This is a genomic window from Rhizocola hellebori, assembly GCF_016862955.1.
GTDB classification, from domain to species: Bacteria; Actinomycetota; Actinomycetes; order Mycobacteriales; family Micromonosporaceae; genus Rhizocola; species Rhizocola hellebori.
Genome location: NZ_BONY01000031.1, coordinates 20,891 through 34,849 on the forward strand (window position 1 = coordinate 20,891; position 13,959 = coordinate 34,849).

The 13,959-nt window shown below is 68.7% G+C and carries 12 protein-coding genes; 5 read left to right on the plus strand and 7 right to left on the minus strand.

Annotated features, from left to right (window positions below; all coding sequences use genetic code 11):
* Window positions 1-3: 3 nt before the first annotated feature.
* From Rhe02_RS24480 to Rhe02_RS24500, 5 genes are all read right to left on the minus strand, one after another.
* Window positions 4-531 (minus strand): phage tail protein, encoded by a 528-nt coding sequence (locus Rhe02_RS24480; RefSeq protein WP_203910683.1) that lies wholly within the window; start codon window positions 529-531, stop codon window positions 4-6.
* Window positions 532-545: 14 nt separating this feature from the next.
* Entirely contained in the window at window positions 546-2,132 is a 1,587-nt protein-coding gene (locus Rhe02_RS24485) for a phage tail sheath family protein (RefSeq protein ID WP_203910684.1), read from the minus strand.
* A gap of 158 nt (window positions 2,133-2,290) precedes the next feature.
* On the minus strand, window positions 2,291-2,977 hold the full coding sequence (locus Rhe02_RS24490) for a hypothetical protein (RefSeq protein ID WP_203910685.1): 687 nt from the start codon (window positions 2,975-2,977) through the stop codon (window positions 2,291-2,293).
* A 48-nt stretch (window positions 2,978-3,025) separates the two neighbouring features.
* Entirely contained in the window at window positions 3,026-5,410 is a 2,385-nt protein-coding gene (locus Rhe02_RS24495) for an ABC transporter permease (protein ID WP_203910686.1), read from the minus strand.
* Window positions 5,410-6,102 carry an ABC transporter ATP-binding protein gene (locus Rhe02_RS24500; RefSeq protein WP_203910687.1) on the minus strand — a complete coding sequence of 231 codons (693 nt, stop codon included), beginning with the start codon at window positions 6,100-6,102 and terminating at the stop codon, window positions 5,410-5,412. The genes Rhe02_RS24495 and Rhe02_RS24500 overlap by 1 nt, the downstream gene beginning before the upstream one ends.
* 212 nt (window positions 6,103-6,314) lie before the next feature.
* On the opposite strand from Rhe02_RS24500, the gene Rhe02_RS24505 reads away from it, so the two are divergent.
* Genes Rhe02_RS24505 through Rhe02_RS24515 form a run of 3 tightly spaced genes read left to right on the plus strand, consistent with a single transcriptional unit; the run spans window position 6,315 to window position 9,577 of the window.
* The gene (locus Rhe02_RS24505) at window positions 6,315-7,616 is read left to right on the plus strand and encodes a sensor histidine kinase (RefSeq protein WP_203910751.1); all 1,302 of its coding nucleotides are present in this window, start codon (window positions 6,315-6,317) and stop codon (window positions 7,614-7,616) included.
* Window positions 7,613-8,281 (plus strand): response regulator, encoded by a 669-nt coding sequence (locus Rhe02_RS24510; RefSeq protein ID WP_203910688.1) that lies wholly within the window; start codon window positions 7,613-7,615, stop codon window positions 8,279-8,281. The genes Rhe02_RS24505 and Rhe02_RS24510 overlap by 4 nt, the downstream gene beginning before the upstream one ends.
* A 30-nt stretch (window positions 8,282-8,311) precedes the next feature.
* Window positions 8,312-9,577: a hypothetical protein gene (locus Rhe02_RS24515; protein ID WP_203910689.1), complete on the plus strand. Its 1,266-nt coding sequence runs from the start codon at window positions 8,312-8,314 to the stop codon at window positions 9,575-9,577.
* Between the two features lie 7 nt (window positions 9,578-9,584).
* Here Rhe02_RS24515 and Rhe02_RS24520 read toward each other — a convergent pair whose 3' ends face one another.
* Complete coding sequence (locus Rhe02_RS24520; RefSeq protein ID WP_239124018.1) at window positions 9,585-10,277, minus strand: response regulator transcription factor; 693 nt, start codon at window positions 10,275-10,277, stop codon at window positions 9,585-9,587.
* A 148-nt stretch (window positions 10,278-10,425) separates the two neighbouring features.
* On the opposite strand from Rhe02_RS24520, the gene Rhe02_RS24525 reads away from it, so the two are divergent.
* Window positions 10,426-12,651 (plus strand): histidine kinase, encoded by a 2,226-nt coding sequence (locus Rhe02_RS24525; RefSeq protein WP_203910690.1) that lies wholly within the window; start codon window positions 10,426-10,428, stop codon window positions 12,649-12,651.
* Here Rhe02_RS24525 and Rhe02_RS24530 read toward each other — a convergent pair.
* Window positions 12,648-13,349, minus strand: a complete 702-nt coding sequence (locus Rhe02_RS24530; protein WP_203910691.1) for a MerR family transcriptional regulator — start codon at window positions 13,347-13,349, stop codon at window positions 12,648-12,650. The genes Rhe02_RS24525 and Rhe02_RS24530 overlap by 4 nt on opposite strands.
* A 91-nt stretch (window positions 13,350-13,440) precedes the next feature.
* On the opposite strand from Rhe02_RS24530, the gene Rhe02_RS24535 reads away from it, so the two are divergent.
* Complete coding sequence (locus Rhe02_RS24535; RefSeq protein WP_203910692.1) at window positions 13,441-13,923, plus strand: DUF6194 family protein; 483 nt, start codon at window positions 13,441-13,443, stop codon at window positions 13,921-13,923.
* The last annotated feature ends 36 nt before the right edge of the window (window positions 13,924-13,959 follow it).

Below are 13,959 nucleotides of genomic sequence, written 5' to 3' on the forward strand. Positions count from 1 at the left end.
GCCTCAGCCGGCCGGTTCGGTGAAGCTGGGCTCGGCCGGCTCCGCCACCTCGTAGTCGCGTTCCCAGCCCTCATGTTCCAGCTTGATGGTCTGGATGGCCACCGCGTTGGCGTTGGCGTCGAGGTCGGGCAGCGCCTGGAATTCCGACACCCAGGCGCGGTAGACCTTGTAGGCCAGGACAAGCTGCCCCGCTTCGTTGTACACCTCGATGATGATGTCCTTGCGGAAGTTCTTCAGCGAGGTCTCCATGCCCAGGCCGGAGCCGAAGTTCCACACCCGGTTGGCCCACTTCTCGAATTCGGTGTCGTGGGTGACCCCGCGTTCCATGGTGATGGCCTCGTACTTGGTGCGCCCAGGCGACTTGTGGGAGGTCGACGGGTCGCCGCCTTCGCGGTGCTCGACGACCTCGGTGGTGCGCTTGAGCGCGCCGACCTTGCTTACCCCGGCCACGTACCGGCCGTCCCAGCGCACCCGGAACTTGAAGTTCTTGTATGGATCGAAGCGTTGCGGGTTCACGGTGAATTTCGGCATCGTGCTTGCTCCTCCTAGACGGCGACCTGACCGGCCATTTGCTGCAGCTTGATCACCACGAACTCGGCCGGTTTGAGCGGCGCGAAGCCGACCACGATGTTGACCACACCGTTGTTGATGTTGGTTTGGGTGGTGGTTTCCTTGTCGCACTTCACGAAGTACGCCTCCTTGGGGGTCAGCCCCTGGAAAGCGCCCTGCCGGAACAGGTCGTGCATGAAGGCCCCGACGTTGAGCCGGATCTGCGCCCACAGTGGCTCGTCGTTGGGCTCGAAGACGACCCACTGGGTACCACGGAAAAGGCTCTCTTCAATGAAAAGCGCTGTCCGCCGGACCGGAAGGTACTTCCACTCGTCGGCCAGCTTGTCGTTGCCGTGCATGGTGCGGGCGCCCCAGACCACCGCCCCGGCCGCGGGCATGACCCGCAAACAGTTGACGCCCAGCGGGTTCAGCTCGCCGTTTTCCAGATCGGTGAGCTTGACCTCCAGCTCGGGCACGCCCACCAGCGAGGCGTCAAGCCCGGCCGGGGCCTTCCACACGCCGCGCTGAGCGTCGGTGCGCGCGATCACTCCGGCCACCGCGCCGCACGGGGCGAACGACTCCATCTGGTTGGAGCGCAACGGATTCGGCTGGCGCAGCCGGGGGAAGTAGAAGGCGGCGTTGCGGCTGTTGGTGCCGGTGTTGCCGCTGAAGTTGTGGGCGCCGGTGGTGGTGTTGGCGGCCTCCGCCTTGGTCTTCCAATGCGGATCCACGATGAGCACGGCCCGGCGCTTCTCGCAATAGGTGGCGGCTTTGGTCACCAGGGTGGTCTCGATGTCGGTGATGGTGTCGCCGTCGCTGGCGTGCGGCGGAATGCACAGCAGGTTGAACAGGTCGGCCTTCTCCAGCGCGTAGAGCCCGCGATCGGCCACGCCGGTGATGGCGGCGTCGTTGAGCACGACCCCGTCCTCGCCCTCATCGGCCGTTTTCACCTTGAGCACCACGGCATCGCTCCACGGCTTGGTGGCGTCGACCTGCGCGGGCCGCTTCTGGCCGTCGCCCACCACGGCGCCGGTCACCAAAAGCGAATCGTTTTTGAGAACCTTGTCCACCCGACGGGGACTGGCCTTGTCCACCGAGACGTTGCGGAACTCCTCCAGCGGGCCGTCTTCACCTTCGCGCACATAGAGGTTGAACAGCTTGGTATCGAGCGGATCCTTGGTGTTGTAATCCACCCGCGCGTGCAGCGAATTGGCCCACTTGCCCGGGTAGCGCGCGGTCAGGTCGTAAAACTCCGACGGCGCCCCCTCCAGCGGGAGCCCCACCTTGGCTTTGCCCGAAGGCTCGCCAGTGGGTTTGAAGATGCGCACTATCAGCGCCTGCGCGCCGCCGTTGAGGAAAAAGTCGCGCACCGCGAACGTCATGGGGCTGTCGAGCCATAGCCCACCGAAGATCCGCTCGAAGTCGGCGTAGCTGTTGACGACCACCGGTCCGTCCTCGTCGGTTGGCCCGCGCCGAGCGCGTCCGACAAATGCGGTGATGGACGTGGCCACGCCGGTGACCGAGCGAACTCCGCTGGAAATCTCCTCGACGTACACACCCGGATAGGAAAGAGACACCGGCATCTGGGACCTCCGACAGGTTGAGTCTTACGCGGAGGTTAAGCCCCAGAACGATCCCTGCGGAGTCGCGATCCCGACATTGTCGCCTTTCGCGTGATCAGGGTCGATATTCGATCTTCCCAATGTCACACGTTAGTGTCGTGTTCGGACCTGTGCCGGGCTCACATTGGGAAGCCGCGCCTCCACGGACGGGCGTACCAGCCGAGCCATAGGTCACTGCGATGGGTCTGCACGGCCCGTTCCACCTTGGAGACCGTGCCCAGCACCGGCGGCAGCGGGAAGCGCCAGCGGTTGGCGGCCAGCCCGGCCGCGGGAACATGCAGCTGTTTGCGATATCGGGTCAGTATCGGGTACCGGGAAAGGACCTCCGGGCTGGCCGGATAGATTTCCAATCCGAAGCGGCGCTTGCTGTCCAGATTCATGGCGCTTTTCGCCTTATCTACCACGAAGCCCTTAACGGCGTCCTCAATGGACAGTGGCAGCGACGGCGCTTCCGGCGGCTGGTCGTAGCCGATGCCGACGGCGGCGACATCTTGCCACGGCATGAGCGTCCAATCTGTCCCCTGAAAGTGGTGAATTCCGTCGGCGTCGAAGACGAAGACGCGTGGCTGGAACGCCCGGGGGAGAGCAAGCAGGCCGAACAGCGCGATGAACCCGAAGATGGTGGCGAAGAAAAGCCCGATGACTGTCACCATCGTCTCTTCGGTGTCCAGGGCCGCATAAACGCCACCCGCGCTGAACAAACCGAAGAGCACGATGGTCAGCAGCACCGCAACGATGCTGGCTCGTCCGAGGTCAACCTTGACGGCGGTCGGGCTGAAACTGGCGTGGGGGGTGGGATCGGCCATAGCCGACGATGCTACCGCCCACGCCAGGATCTCTCTTGCCGTGTGGTGCTATTCGGTGCGCAATGCGGTCGCGGTACGGGTCTTCGCTGCCCATCCGGCCGGCAACAGAGAACCGGTCACGGCGATGAGCAGGCCGCCCAAGCCGAAGAGCACCAGCTGCATCGGCTGGTAGACGTCCACGACCGAGGCGGGCAACGTGAATCCCGTGACGTTGCCCATTTGGGTGGCGATCGTCCTTTGTAGTAATACGCCCACCGGTGCGCCAATGGCGCCGCCGATCAGCCCGGTCACCACCACGGAGGCGATAACCATCGCGATGGTCTGCCGTGGAGTCATGCCAAGCGCCTTGTGCACACCGAGATCGTGCACGCGCTCCCGGGTTTCCAGCACCACCATATTGAGCACGCCCAGCGCGGCCACCACCACCAGCATCAGCGTGAGCAAGGTGGTCAGCGCGTTGACGACGATGATGAATTCGGCAGTGTCCTCCTCGGCGACCTCCGCGGTGGCCTCCACCGATTCCAGTGCGGTGTTCAGCGACTTGACGTAGGCGGCCTTGTCGGTGCCGGGCTTGAGGGCGATGCTGTAGCTCATCGCCCGCAACTCCGGCTCGGCCGTGGCGAGCGTTGTCGCCGCGGTGAGAATCTGCAGGCCGCGATCTTCGGTGTTGAAGACCTCGCCCACGATCCGCACAGTGATGTCGACGCCGTGGTCGGTGAGCACCACGGAGTCGCCGACCTTGGTTCGGGTGGCGGTCAGAAACGGCGTGCTCACCACGATTTCGTTGGCCTGGCTGAACCAGCGCCCGCCAATCATCCGGTAGCCGTAGGAGGAGTTGTCCCCGGTGTAGGCAAGCACGTCCAGGGCGTTGGTGAGCCCGGCGACAGTGACCTGCGTGTCCGCCTCCCCGCTGTATCCGGCTGTCCCGGCCTGGGCGGTGATCGCCCGGACCACGGCCACCGGATCGGGCGGCGACGGCGGCCCGCCCGCCACCCGTCCCTGACCCTCGGTCGGCAGACCCGCGGGCGGCGGTCCGGACATGCGCTTGCCGGGATGGATGATCACGTCGCCGTGGCTCTCGGTCGCCTGGACCTCGTTGAGCGTGCTGCCCAGCCCGACGGCGAAGGTCGCGGCGGCGGCGCCGAAAGCGATCGCCGCGATGATGGTGGCGGACCGGGCGGGCCGGGCGAACGGGTGAGCCAGACCGAGGCTCACCGGCCGGGGCAGCGGAAGCCGCGCGGTCAGCCGAGCCGCGGTGTGACCATGCCGCAGACCCTTGGTGCGGCCCACCGCGAGGGCATCGACGGTGCGTAGCCGTCCGGCCCGGGAAGCGGCGGCCCATGCGGTTATCGCCACCATCGCCAGCGCCCCGGCGACCACGAGGGCGTCGAGCCACCAGCTGACACCGGTGTCGGACGTGCCGTAGAGCCGGTTGGTCTGCGCCAGCACCCCAACCGTCAGCGCGTTGCCCGCCACCACCCCGAGCACCGCCCCGACCGAGGCGGGTATCAGCGCCTGGGCGAGATAGGCCCGCACCACCTGGCTCGGTGTGAAGCCGAGCGCCTTGAGAATGCCGATCCGGCGGGTGGCCATCCCCACCGCGCCGGCTATGACGTTGCTGATGATGAGCACCGCCATGAGCACGCCCAGCACCCCGAAGGCGATGAGGAACGGCACGTACAGCACCGTGTTCCCGGCGCTGTTGGTTCTCGTGACCAGCCAGGATCGCGTTCCGGTCAAGGATTCTGCGGGTACGTTCGCGAGCAGCGTGGTGCGGGCTGCGTCGATCTGCTCGGCGGTGGCTGCCGAAGCGAGACGGTAGAGCATCTGGTAGCCGCTATCGGCTCCCGGTGCGGTCAGCGCCTTGATCTGGTCGGGCATCACCCAGCCGCCGGCGGTCTCGCTGACCGAGCGCGCGGTGCCGACCACCTTGAGGGTCGGGCTGCCCGGAAGATCGGGCAAGCTAAGCGCGTCACCGACTTTCGGCTGGAAGAACTCGGGCAGCCGGCCGTCGCTGAACAAAACGATCTCGCCCGCACCGGTCACCCACCGCCCCGAGATCAGCGAGACAGCGTCCACCGGCCCGCCCGGATCGGCCCGCCCCACCACCGTCATCGGCTCCGAATCCCGGTTGCGCGCGGTGTCCGGGCTGATGATGGTCGTGGCGAACGGGCCGGCCGAAGCGGTCGCGCCGATCGCCTGCGCGGAGGCCGAGACTTGCGCCGCCGTGGCCTTGGCGGCATCGAACTGGGCGGTCAGGTGCGCGCCGTTCTGCTGCGCGAAGGCCCGGTCGAAAGGTGCGCTGGAGGCCACCATGAGCGAGCCGCCCAGCACCGCCGCGGTCACCGCGAGCATCACGACGAGCCCGACCACGACGGTCTGCACCCGTCTCCGCCCGACTCCGGAGCGGACCACCCCGCCAACGGCACTCATCAGCGCACCCGATTCATCGCGGTGTCGGCTGCGACCCGGCCGTCGACCAGCTGGATGGTGCGGGTCGCGCACGCCCGCGCCAGGGCCAGGTCGTGGGTGACCAGCACGATGGTTTGCCCGTCGGCGTGCAGGTCCTTGATCAGTTGCTGGACGTCCTCGCCGGAGGCGGTGTCCAGGGCCCCGGTCGGTTCGTCGGCCAGCAGCAGCGCCGGGCGGTTCATCAGGGCTCGGGCCACCGCGACCCGCTGCCGCTCGCCGCCGGACAGCCGACCCGGGTAAGCGCGCGAATGCTGGGCCACGCCCAGCTTGCCGAGCAGGTCCGCCGCCCGCTGCCGGGTCTGGTCGCGGGCCATCCCGGCCAGCTGGGCCGGCAGCATGACGTTGTCGGCCACGGTCAGGTCGTCCAGCAGGTTGAAGAACTGGAACACCATGCCGACCTTGGCCCGCCGGTAGCGTGCCGAGGCGGCCTCGCCGAGCTCGTCGACGCGCACCCCGTCCACGGACACCGTGCCGCTGCTCGGCCGATCCAGCCCGGCGACCAGGTTCAGCAGCGTGGACTTGCCGCTGCCGGACGGCCCGAGGATGGCGACTGCCTCGCCCGCGGCGATCCGCAGTGACACGCTGTCCAGCGCTGGAGGTCCCCCGTCGTACCTGCGGCTTACTTCGTGCAACTCGATCACGGGCTCGGTCATGTGAAGCTCCTTGAAGATTCGTTGGCGAATCGGTCGGACCAGACGCTAGGTCGACTAGCGCACGGCGGACGTCGGCCGGTTGAGCCATTTGCTCTACCGCGTGTGGATGAAGCCCGCCGGCGTCATCCTCGCGATGTAGTCCTGGGAGGTACCCGCGCTGATCAGCTAGGGTGACGCCGCGGGCCGCTTCCATCGGCCAGAATGGGCCGGTGATGAAGGTGGCTGTGGTCGGCCGACTGCGGGCATGGACAGGGCAGCTGGTGCGCCCCTCCGGTCCGCTGCCGCCACTGACCCGGCGCGGCCAATTGTTCGATCTGTTCCTTGCCCTGGGCCTCGGCCTGGCCGCGTTCTTGGATGCCGACGGTGGCGATGCCGAATATCGGGGGCCCACCTACTTTCCCAACATTGAAGTGCCGGCGGTGCCGCTGCCCGGCGCCGAGCCCTTCGACGCGCATGAGCCGGACCAGGCCACTTTGATGCTGGTCATGTTGCTCGTGGTGATGCCGTTGGTGTTGCGCCGCCGCTACCCGCTGACGATGCTGTGGGCCGTGCTGATCCTGGCGCCACTGGTCAGCGACTTCGACGCCGCGCTGCGGCTGTCCTTCTACGCCTGCGTGATCGCTGCCTACAGCGCCGCCGTTTACAGCCCGTTCCGGATACCCGCTCTGGTGAGCCTGCCTTTCGCGGCAATCCTTTACACGGGCCTGAGCGAAGATGCGGTGCCCACCGTTCCGGACAACGCCGTTCCCTTCTTGATCTTGATTCCCATCGCGGTCGTCGCGGATGGCCTGCGGCGCTGGAAACGGCGCGCCGACGAGGACCGGGCTCGTCTGTCCACATTGGAAAGTGAGCAGGCGGAAGCGCTGCGCCGTGCGGCCGAGCACGAACGCGCCCGGATCGCTCGCGAGCTGCACGACGTGGTGACCCACAACGTCAGCGTGATGGTGATCCAGGCCGGCGCGGCGCGCAAGGTCCTCGACGCCGCCCCGGGCCAGGCCCGCGAGGCGTTGCTCGCCGTGGAGGCGGGCGGCCGGGCGGCCATGGCGGAGCTGCGCCACGTGATGGGGCTGCTCACCATGGACAGCGATGGCCCCGATCCGGCGGCCGGCGCCGATCTGACCCCGCAGCCCGGCCTGGACCGCCTGGATGCCTTGGTGCAACGGGTTCGCGACACCGGCGTCCCGGTCGAGCTGACCATCGCCGGATCGCCGCGGCCGCTGCCCTCGGGGGTGGAGCTGACCGCTTACCGCGTGGTGCAGGAGGCGCTGACCAACACGGTCAAGCACGCGGCCGGTGCGGCGGCCCGGGTGCTTGTCGAGTACAGCCCGGAAGAGCTGCGGGTGGAGGTCACCGACAGCGGCGGCACCCCGGGCGCCGCGGCCGCCGCCGGCAACCGCCGCGGGCTGATCGGTTTGCGGGAACGCCTTGCCGTCTACGGCGGCACCCTGCACACCAGGCCCCGGGTCACCGGCGGGTACCGTCTCACCGCCCAGATTCCTTTGGAGGCCATGTGAGCGAGCCGCTGCGCGTCGTCGTCGCCGACGACCAGGCGCTCGTGCGCACCGGCTTCCGGATGATCCTGACCGCCGACGGCATAGACGTGGTGGGCGAGGCCACCAACGGCGCCGAGGCGGTGGAGGCGGTGCGGCGCACCCTTCCCGACGTGGTGCTCATGGACATCCGGATGCCGGAGATGGACGGCCTGGAGGCCACCCGCCGCATCCTCACCGGCGCTGCGGGCGAGCCGCGGGTCATCATCCTGACCACTTTCGATCTCGACCACTACGTTTACGCGGCGCTGTCCGCGGGTGCCAGCGGCTTCCTGCTCAAGGACGTGACCCCCGAGCATCTGGTGGCCGCGGTGCGCATGGTGCGCTCCGGCGACGCTCTGCTCGCGCCCGCCATCACCCGCCGTCTCGTGGAAAGGTTCGCCGGCCGTGGCCCCGACACCGCCGCGATTCACCGCGATCTTTCCGCGCTGACGCCCCGGGAGCTGGAGGTGCTGCGCCTGCTCGCCCAGGGCATGAGCAACGGCGAGCTGGCCGGGCATCTGCATCTGTCCGAGGCGACCGTGAAGACCCACGTCGCCCGCATCCTGGCCAAGCTCGGCCTGCGCGACCGCGTCCAGGCCGTCGTCGTGGCCTACGAGACCGGACTGGTCAGCCCGAGCGGGACCTGAGGCGATCCGAGCCTTTGACACAATGACCCGGTGCCAGACCTAGTCATCGAGCTCGATCGTCAGGAAGGGCTGGACGAGCTGCTCTCGTCGCCTCGCCCGTCCTTGACCTCGGCCGGGCGCAGGTGGATCGCGGCGGGTCTGGTGCTGGCGTGCCTGCTTGCGCTGGGCTCCGGCGGCAGACCCATACCCGCTGTCGAGCCGGTGGCCGAGGTCAAGCTGCAGATCGAAGGCGAGCTGGTCAGCATTTCCGGCGAGCTGCTGATCGATGAGCCGGGCCTGCTGACCGCGCTGGACTCCCGTACCGCCCGGCCGCGCTGGCAGGTGCGCACCGGGCTGGGCCGGCACCTGACCCACAGTGAGGGCGACCTGGTGCTGGTGAACGGCGCGACCGAGCCTGCCGATGGCAGGGCCGGGCAGCTGTGGTCATTGGGCATCCAGATGGATACCGGCCAGGTGCGCTGGCGGCTGCCGGGACGGGTCACCGTGGTGGGCGGTCAAGTGGTGACCCACGCGGTCGATCAGTCGACCTTCCCGCCGATCGGACGTCTCGCGGTCTACGACCTTGCCGGGCAACCGGTCTGGGCCAAGGCGCCGGTCGCCGTGCTGCACGCCGTGGATCTTCGGCGGCAGACCGTGCTCGTGCTCGATCGCCTGTCCGGCGAGATGGTGGAGTACAGGATCGACACCGGCGGCGAGGTCGCCAGGGTTGTGCTGCCCGACCTGATCGGGGCCACCGGGCTCGGCTATCTCGACGGCGAGGTGGTCGCCTTCTTCGCCGACGGTGGGGTGGTGAGCCGGCAGGACTCCGAATTCAGCCGCATCGGTTTCCCCGAGGGGCGACCAGAGCGGGCCGACTGCGGACCGCTGTGGTGCGAATACTCCACTTCCACCTACGACATCATGTTGGTGGACAAGGCAACCGGTGAGCTGGTGCATCGTGGCGAGCTGTGGCAGCTGGCCATCCACACCGAAGGCGGCGTGGTCGGCCTCGGTCCCGATTACGGCCGAGCCGTCAGCACCCTCACCTACTTCGATGCGACGACCCGCCGCGCGCAGGAGCTGACCGGCTGGCGGCCGTTGGGCCCGCGCCTCGACACCGGCGTGGTGAGCTGGCAGGGCCGTCTGTTCCTGCTGTCGGTGAGGCCTTCGCGCACCTTCGTCGCCGCGATCGATCGCACCGGGATGCATGTCGTGGGCTCGGTGCCCTACGAGCGCCTCACCCAGTGCGGGGCCACCAGCTACCTGATCGCCTGCCGGGTGGATCCCAAGACCATCAAGGTGTGGCGTCCCAACTGATCTGCCTCTACTCCACGCCCAGGCCGGCCTTGCGCGCCCGGACGATGGCCTGTGCCCGGTCGGCGACCTGCAGCTTGCTGAAGATGTTCGACACGTGGTTGCGCACAGTCTTGGCGCTGAGGAACAGCCGCTCGGCGATCGCGGTGTTGTTGTTGCCGGCGGCGATCAGGTTGAGGATTTCCCGCTCGCGGTCGGTCAGCTGGGGGAAGGGCGCGAGCGCGGCGGTGGCGCGCTGCGCGGCGAAGTAGTCGATGAGACGCTGGGCGATGCTCGGCCCGAAGACGGCTGTTCCCGCCGCCACCGCGGCGATCGCGTGCACGATGTCGCTGAGCCCGGCGCCCTTGAGCAGGTAGCCGCGCGCGCCGGCGCGCATGGCGGCGAAGACCGAGTCATCGTCGTCGTACATGGTCAGCACCAGCACGCCGATGTGGGGACTGGTGTGGGTGATGGCGCGGGTGGCCTCTATCCCGTTGAGGTCGGGCAGGTGCAGATCGATGACCACCGCGTCGGGCTGGGACTGCGCGGCCATCAAGATCGCTTCGGTGCCGGTCACCGCCTCGCCGATGACCTGCGTGCGGGGGTCGGAGTCAAGCAGCATCTTCAGGCCGGAGAGGAAGACCGGATGATCGTCGACGATCAGGACACGGAAGGGATCCACATTGCTGCCTTCCTCGATGGCTGGACCCCAGGATATGGACACGGTCACCTCCGTGCTGACAGCTAGGTGTCACTTGTGATGATCGGATGGGGCCGGTCCCGGTGTCACGGGGCCACGGCCCTAAGCCGGGTCGGGACAAATGCCGGACAGCAGGTTGATGCGGCGGGGGCGGGCAGGCGATGGTGCGGGGGTGGAGGCGACGCCGCAACGCCGGGAGCGAAGGGCCCGCAACATAGCCGTGGTGGTGCTCGCCGCCTGCGCGCCGATCGTGCTGCTGGTTTTCGCCCGCCTCGGCGCGCCCGCGGACGGCACGGCCACCTTCCCGTCCGCGCCGCCCTGGGGTGACGGTGTGGTGCTGGCCGACGTGACCAGTCAGCCCGGTGATCTGCGCCCAGGTGACCGGGTGGTCGCGGTCGACGGGGTGGCGCTGCGGACCTGGGTCGCCGACCCGCCCGCCACCGCTTTCCGGGTGGGCCAGGTGCTGCGCTATCAAGTGATCCGGGACGGGCAGCCGCGCACGGTCGAGGTGGTGCTGATGCCCTATCCGCTGGTCCGCAAGGTCGTCGACAATGCCGCCCTGCACCCGCTTCTGATCGCGCTGCTGGCGGTGGCCGGGTTCGTCTTCCTGCGCCGCCCGGACGACCCGGCGGCGCGGGCGCTGCTGGCGGTGGCGGCCCTGGTTCCCTTGGGGCTCACCGCTTTTCCCTATTCGACTCAGGTCATCGATGTGGTGACCGGACGGCTGTGGCCGCTCGTCGTGGCCGATACCGCCTCGCTGCTGATGTGGGGGGCGGTGCTGCACTTCACCTTCGTCTTTCCGCGCCCGTCCGGGCTGGTGGCGCGCCATCGCAGGCTGGCGGCGGCGGTGGCCTACCTGCTGCCGGCCGTGCTGTATCTGGCCAACCTGGCCCGCACCCTGCCCGGCGCGACAGGGGCGCTGGAACGCACCGGATTGCTGGTGACCATCTCGGTACCGGCGGCCAACGTCATCCCGTTCGCTGCCGCAGCGGTCATGGTCTTGAGTTATCGAGCGGCCCGCGACCGGGCCACGCGCCAGCGGCTGGCGTGGGTCTTCGCGGCCTTCGGATTCGGCCTTGCCTGCTATCTCGGGCTGGGCAGGCTGCCGGAATGGCTCAACGGCACGCCTTTGGTGCCGTGGGCCTGGCAGACGTTGTTCTTCCTGCCGGTTCCGCTCGCCCTGGGCGCGGCCGTGCTGCGGTACAGGCTGTTCGACCTGGAGATCTTTTTACGTCGCTCGCTGATCTATGGGGCGCTGACCGGCACGCTGATTCTGATCTACTTCGGCGCCGCGGCGGCGTTCGGCGCGCTGCTGGGCACGCCGGTCCAGGTCGGGCCGTTGCTCGCGGGCGGCATCGTGATCGGGTTGGTGTTGTCGCTGCGGGAACGCTTGCGCCGCATGGTTATCCGCCTCATCTTCGGCGACCGCGACGATCCCGACGAGGTGGTCCGCCAGCTCAGCCAGCGTTTGGAGGCCACCGCGTCGGCCGACTCGATCCTGCACAACGTGGCGCAGACGCTGGCGCGTGCGCTGCGGCTGCCCTACGTCAGCGTGGAGCTGAGCGGAACGGAGCCGCGCACTGCCAGCCACGGCCGCCCGGCCGGGAACCCGGTGACCGTCCAGCTCACGCACAGAGGTGAGCATGTCGGTCAGCTGGTCCTGGACAGCGGGCCGATCCGGGAGCCGTTCGGGCCCGACGACCGCAGGCTGCTCGATGGCCTGGCCCGCCAGGTCGGCGTGACCGCGCACAACTTGCTGCTGACCGTGCGGCTGCAGCGTTCGCTGGAACGCGTGGTCGCGGCGCGGGAGGAGGAGCGACGCCGGTTGCGCCGCGACATCCACGACGGGCTCGGCCCGGTCATGGCCTCCGGCGGGATGCGGCTCGAACTGGCCCGGGCGTTGCTGCGTACCGATCCCGATGCGGCGCAAGCCGTTCTGGCCGACCTCGCCACCACCCAGCAGCAGGCCCTCACCGACCTGCGCCGCCTCGTCGAAGGACTGCGGCCGCCCGTTCTCGACCAGCTGGGCCTGGTCGGCGCTGTCCGCCAGCGGGCCGACCGCTTCACCGGCCTGGCGGTGACCGTCGAGGCGGCCGCCGATCTCGAGCCGTTGCCGGCCGCGGTGGAGGTGGCCGCCTACCACATCGTTTCCGAGGCGCTGACCAATGTGGTCCGACATGCCGGCGCCCACGCCTGTGCGGTGCGGCTGTGGCGCGATGAGGGGTTGCGGGTGGAGGTGAGCGACGACGGTGTCGGCCTGGCGGAAAGCTATCGCGCCGGTACGGGACTGCTGTCCATTCGCGAGCGCGCCGCGGAGCTGGGCGGCGAGGCCGACGCCGCGCCGCGGGCCCAGGGCGGCACCCAGATCCGTGCCCGGATCCCCTTACCCAGGGCCTAGTAGTACTTCACCAGGTAGGCGTGAAACGCGGCCGAGGCTTCCAGGCGGCGCAGGCTGGTCTGGTGGACCTGCTCGTCGCGCCGGGCCAGCTGTTGCAGGGCTTGGTGCATGCTGCCGCTGGCGCGCACGGCGGCTATGGCGGCATCGATGATCGCGAAGGCGAAGCCGCCCGCGCGCAGCACGGCGATGAGGTGGGCGGCGCGCTGTTCGGCCGGGCTGTAGCTGCGGTAGCCGGTGCCCTTCTCGCGCTGGGGCCGTAGCAGACCCCGGCGTTCCCACAGCCGCAGGACCGGCGTGCGCACCCCGAGGTCGGCGGCGACCCGGCCGATGCGGGCCGGGCGCTGAACCTGGGCGGAGGGATCGTCCGCCGCCTGCGTGAAAGCGGCAGTGGCGGCGGCGATGGTGGCACGCTCACGGGCCAGCTCGGCATGACTGTCGTCGATGGCCGCCAGGGCCGCGGCAAGGGCGTCGCGATGGACCGCGGCCAGGATGATGCGGGCGCGGGGCCAGCCGTGTCCGGCGGCCAGGGTGCGCGCGGTGCGCAGGGCATCGGCGTGCTGGTCGGTGAAGACACGGTAGTTGTTGGCCGCGCGTTCGGCGGGCGGCAGCAGCCCCGCGGCAAGGTAGTTGCGCACCTGCTGCTCGGTGATCCCGGCCAGCTGGGCCAGCTCCACCAGCCGCCATCGGCCCGTCGTCACGGTTGTCGGCCCATTTGAGGGTTCATCTCACTGCCTCCGTCTAAAACATGGGCGAAGTCTCTAGAAGGAGATTCAATGAGAAAATTGAAGCATGGACGCCAGCGAGATGACGCACTATCTAACCGAAACATTTGACGGGGTCAACGTCTTGGAGGCGGGCGGCGACGCCTTCTTCCTTTACGACCCGCAACGTGACCTCCCGCCCGAGCGCCAGCTGCCGTTCGCGACGATCGTGACGGGTGACCACTACGACAGTGTCTCCAATCTGAACAGGCCGGGCGCCTACCGGCTCAACATCGGGCTGACCAAGGCCACCTACACCGCGCGGTTCGGGGCCCCGCCCACGCAACGCGACGCGAAAGGTGTGCTGCAGACCGGTTTCGACTATGCGGCGGTGGACACGCTCATGCCGCATCCGGAGTACGCGTCCCAGTACTGGGTGTGCGTGGTGGATCCGGGTGAGGCGACATTGGAGACGGTTCGGGCGCTGCTGGCGCAGGCGCACGAATTCGCTGCGCGCAAGCATCGCAACCAGGAAGCCCGCCAAAGCGTGAATAGAAGGGAAGTCATCTAGACTGGCGCGGTTCCTGGCGACAGGGGGTAGCGGTGC

Coding starts and splice junctions, on each gene's coding strand:
- Rhe02_RS24505 (WP_203910751.1), top strand. CDS start 6,315: ATGAAGGTGGCTGTGGTCGGCCGACTGCGGGCATGGACAGGGCAGCTG.
- Rhe02_RS24495 (WP_203910686.1), bottom strand. CDS start 5,410: ATGAGTGCCGTTGGCGGGGTGGTCCGCTCCGGAGTCGGGCGGAGACGG.
- Rhe02_RS24480 (WP_203910683.1), bottom strand. CDS start 531: ATGCCGAAATTCACCGTGAACCCGCAACGCTTCGATCCATACAAGAAC.
- Rhe02_RS24535 (WP_203910692.1), top strand. CDS start 13,441: ATGGACGCCAGCGAGATGACGCACTATCTAACCGAAACATTTGACGGG.
- Rhe02_RS24490 (WP_203910685.1), bottom strand. CDS start 2,977: ATGGCCGATCCCACCCCCCACGCCAGTTTCAGCCCGACCGCCGTCAAG.
- Rhe02_RS24500 (WP_203910687.1), bottom strand. CDS start 6,102: ATGACCGAGCCCGTGATCGAGTTGCACGAAGTAAGCCGCAGGTACGAC.
- Rhe02_RS24485 (WP_203910684.1), bottom strand. CDS start 2,132: ATGCCGGTGTCTCTTTCCTATCCGGGTGTGTACGTCGAGGAGATTTCC.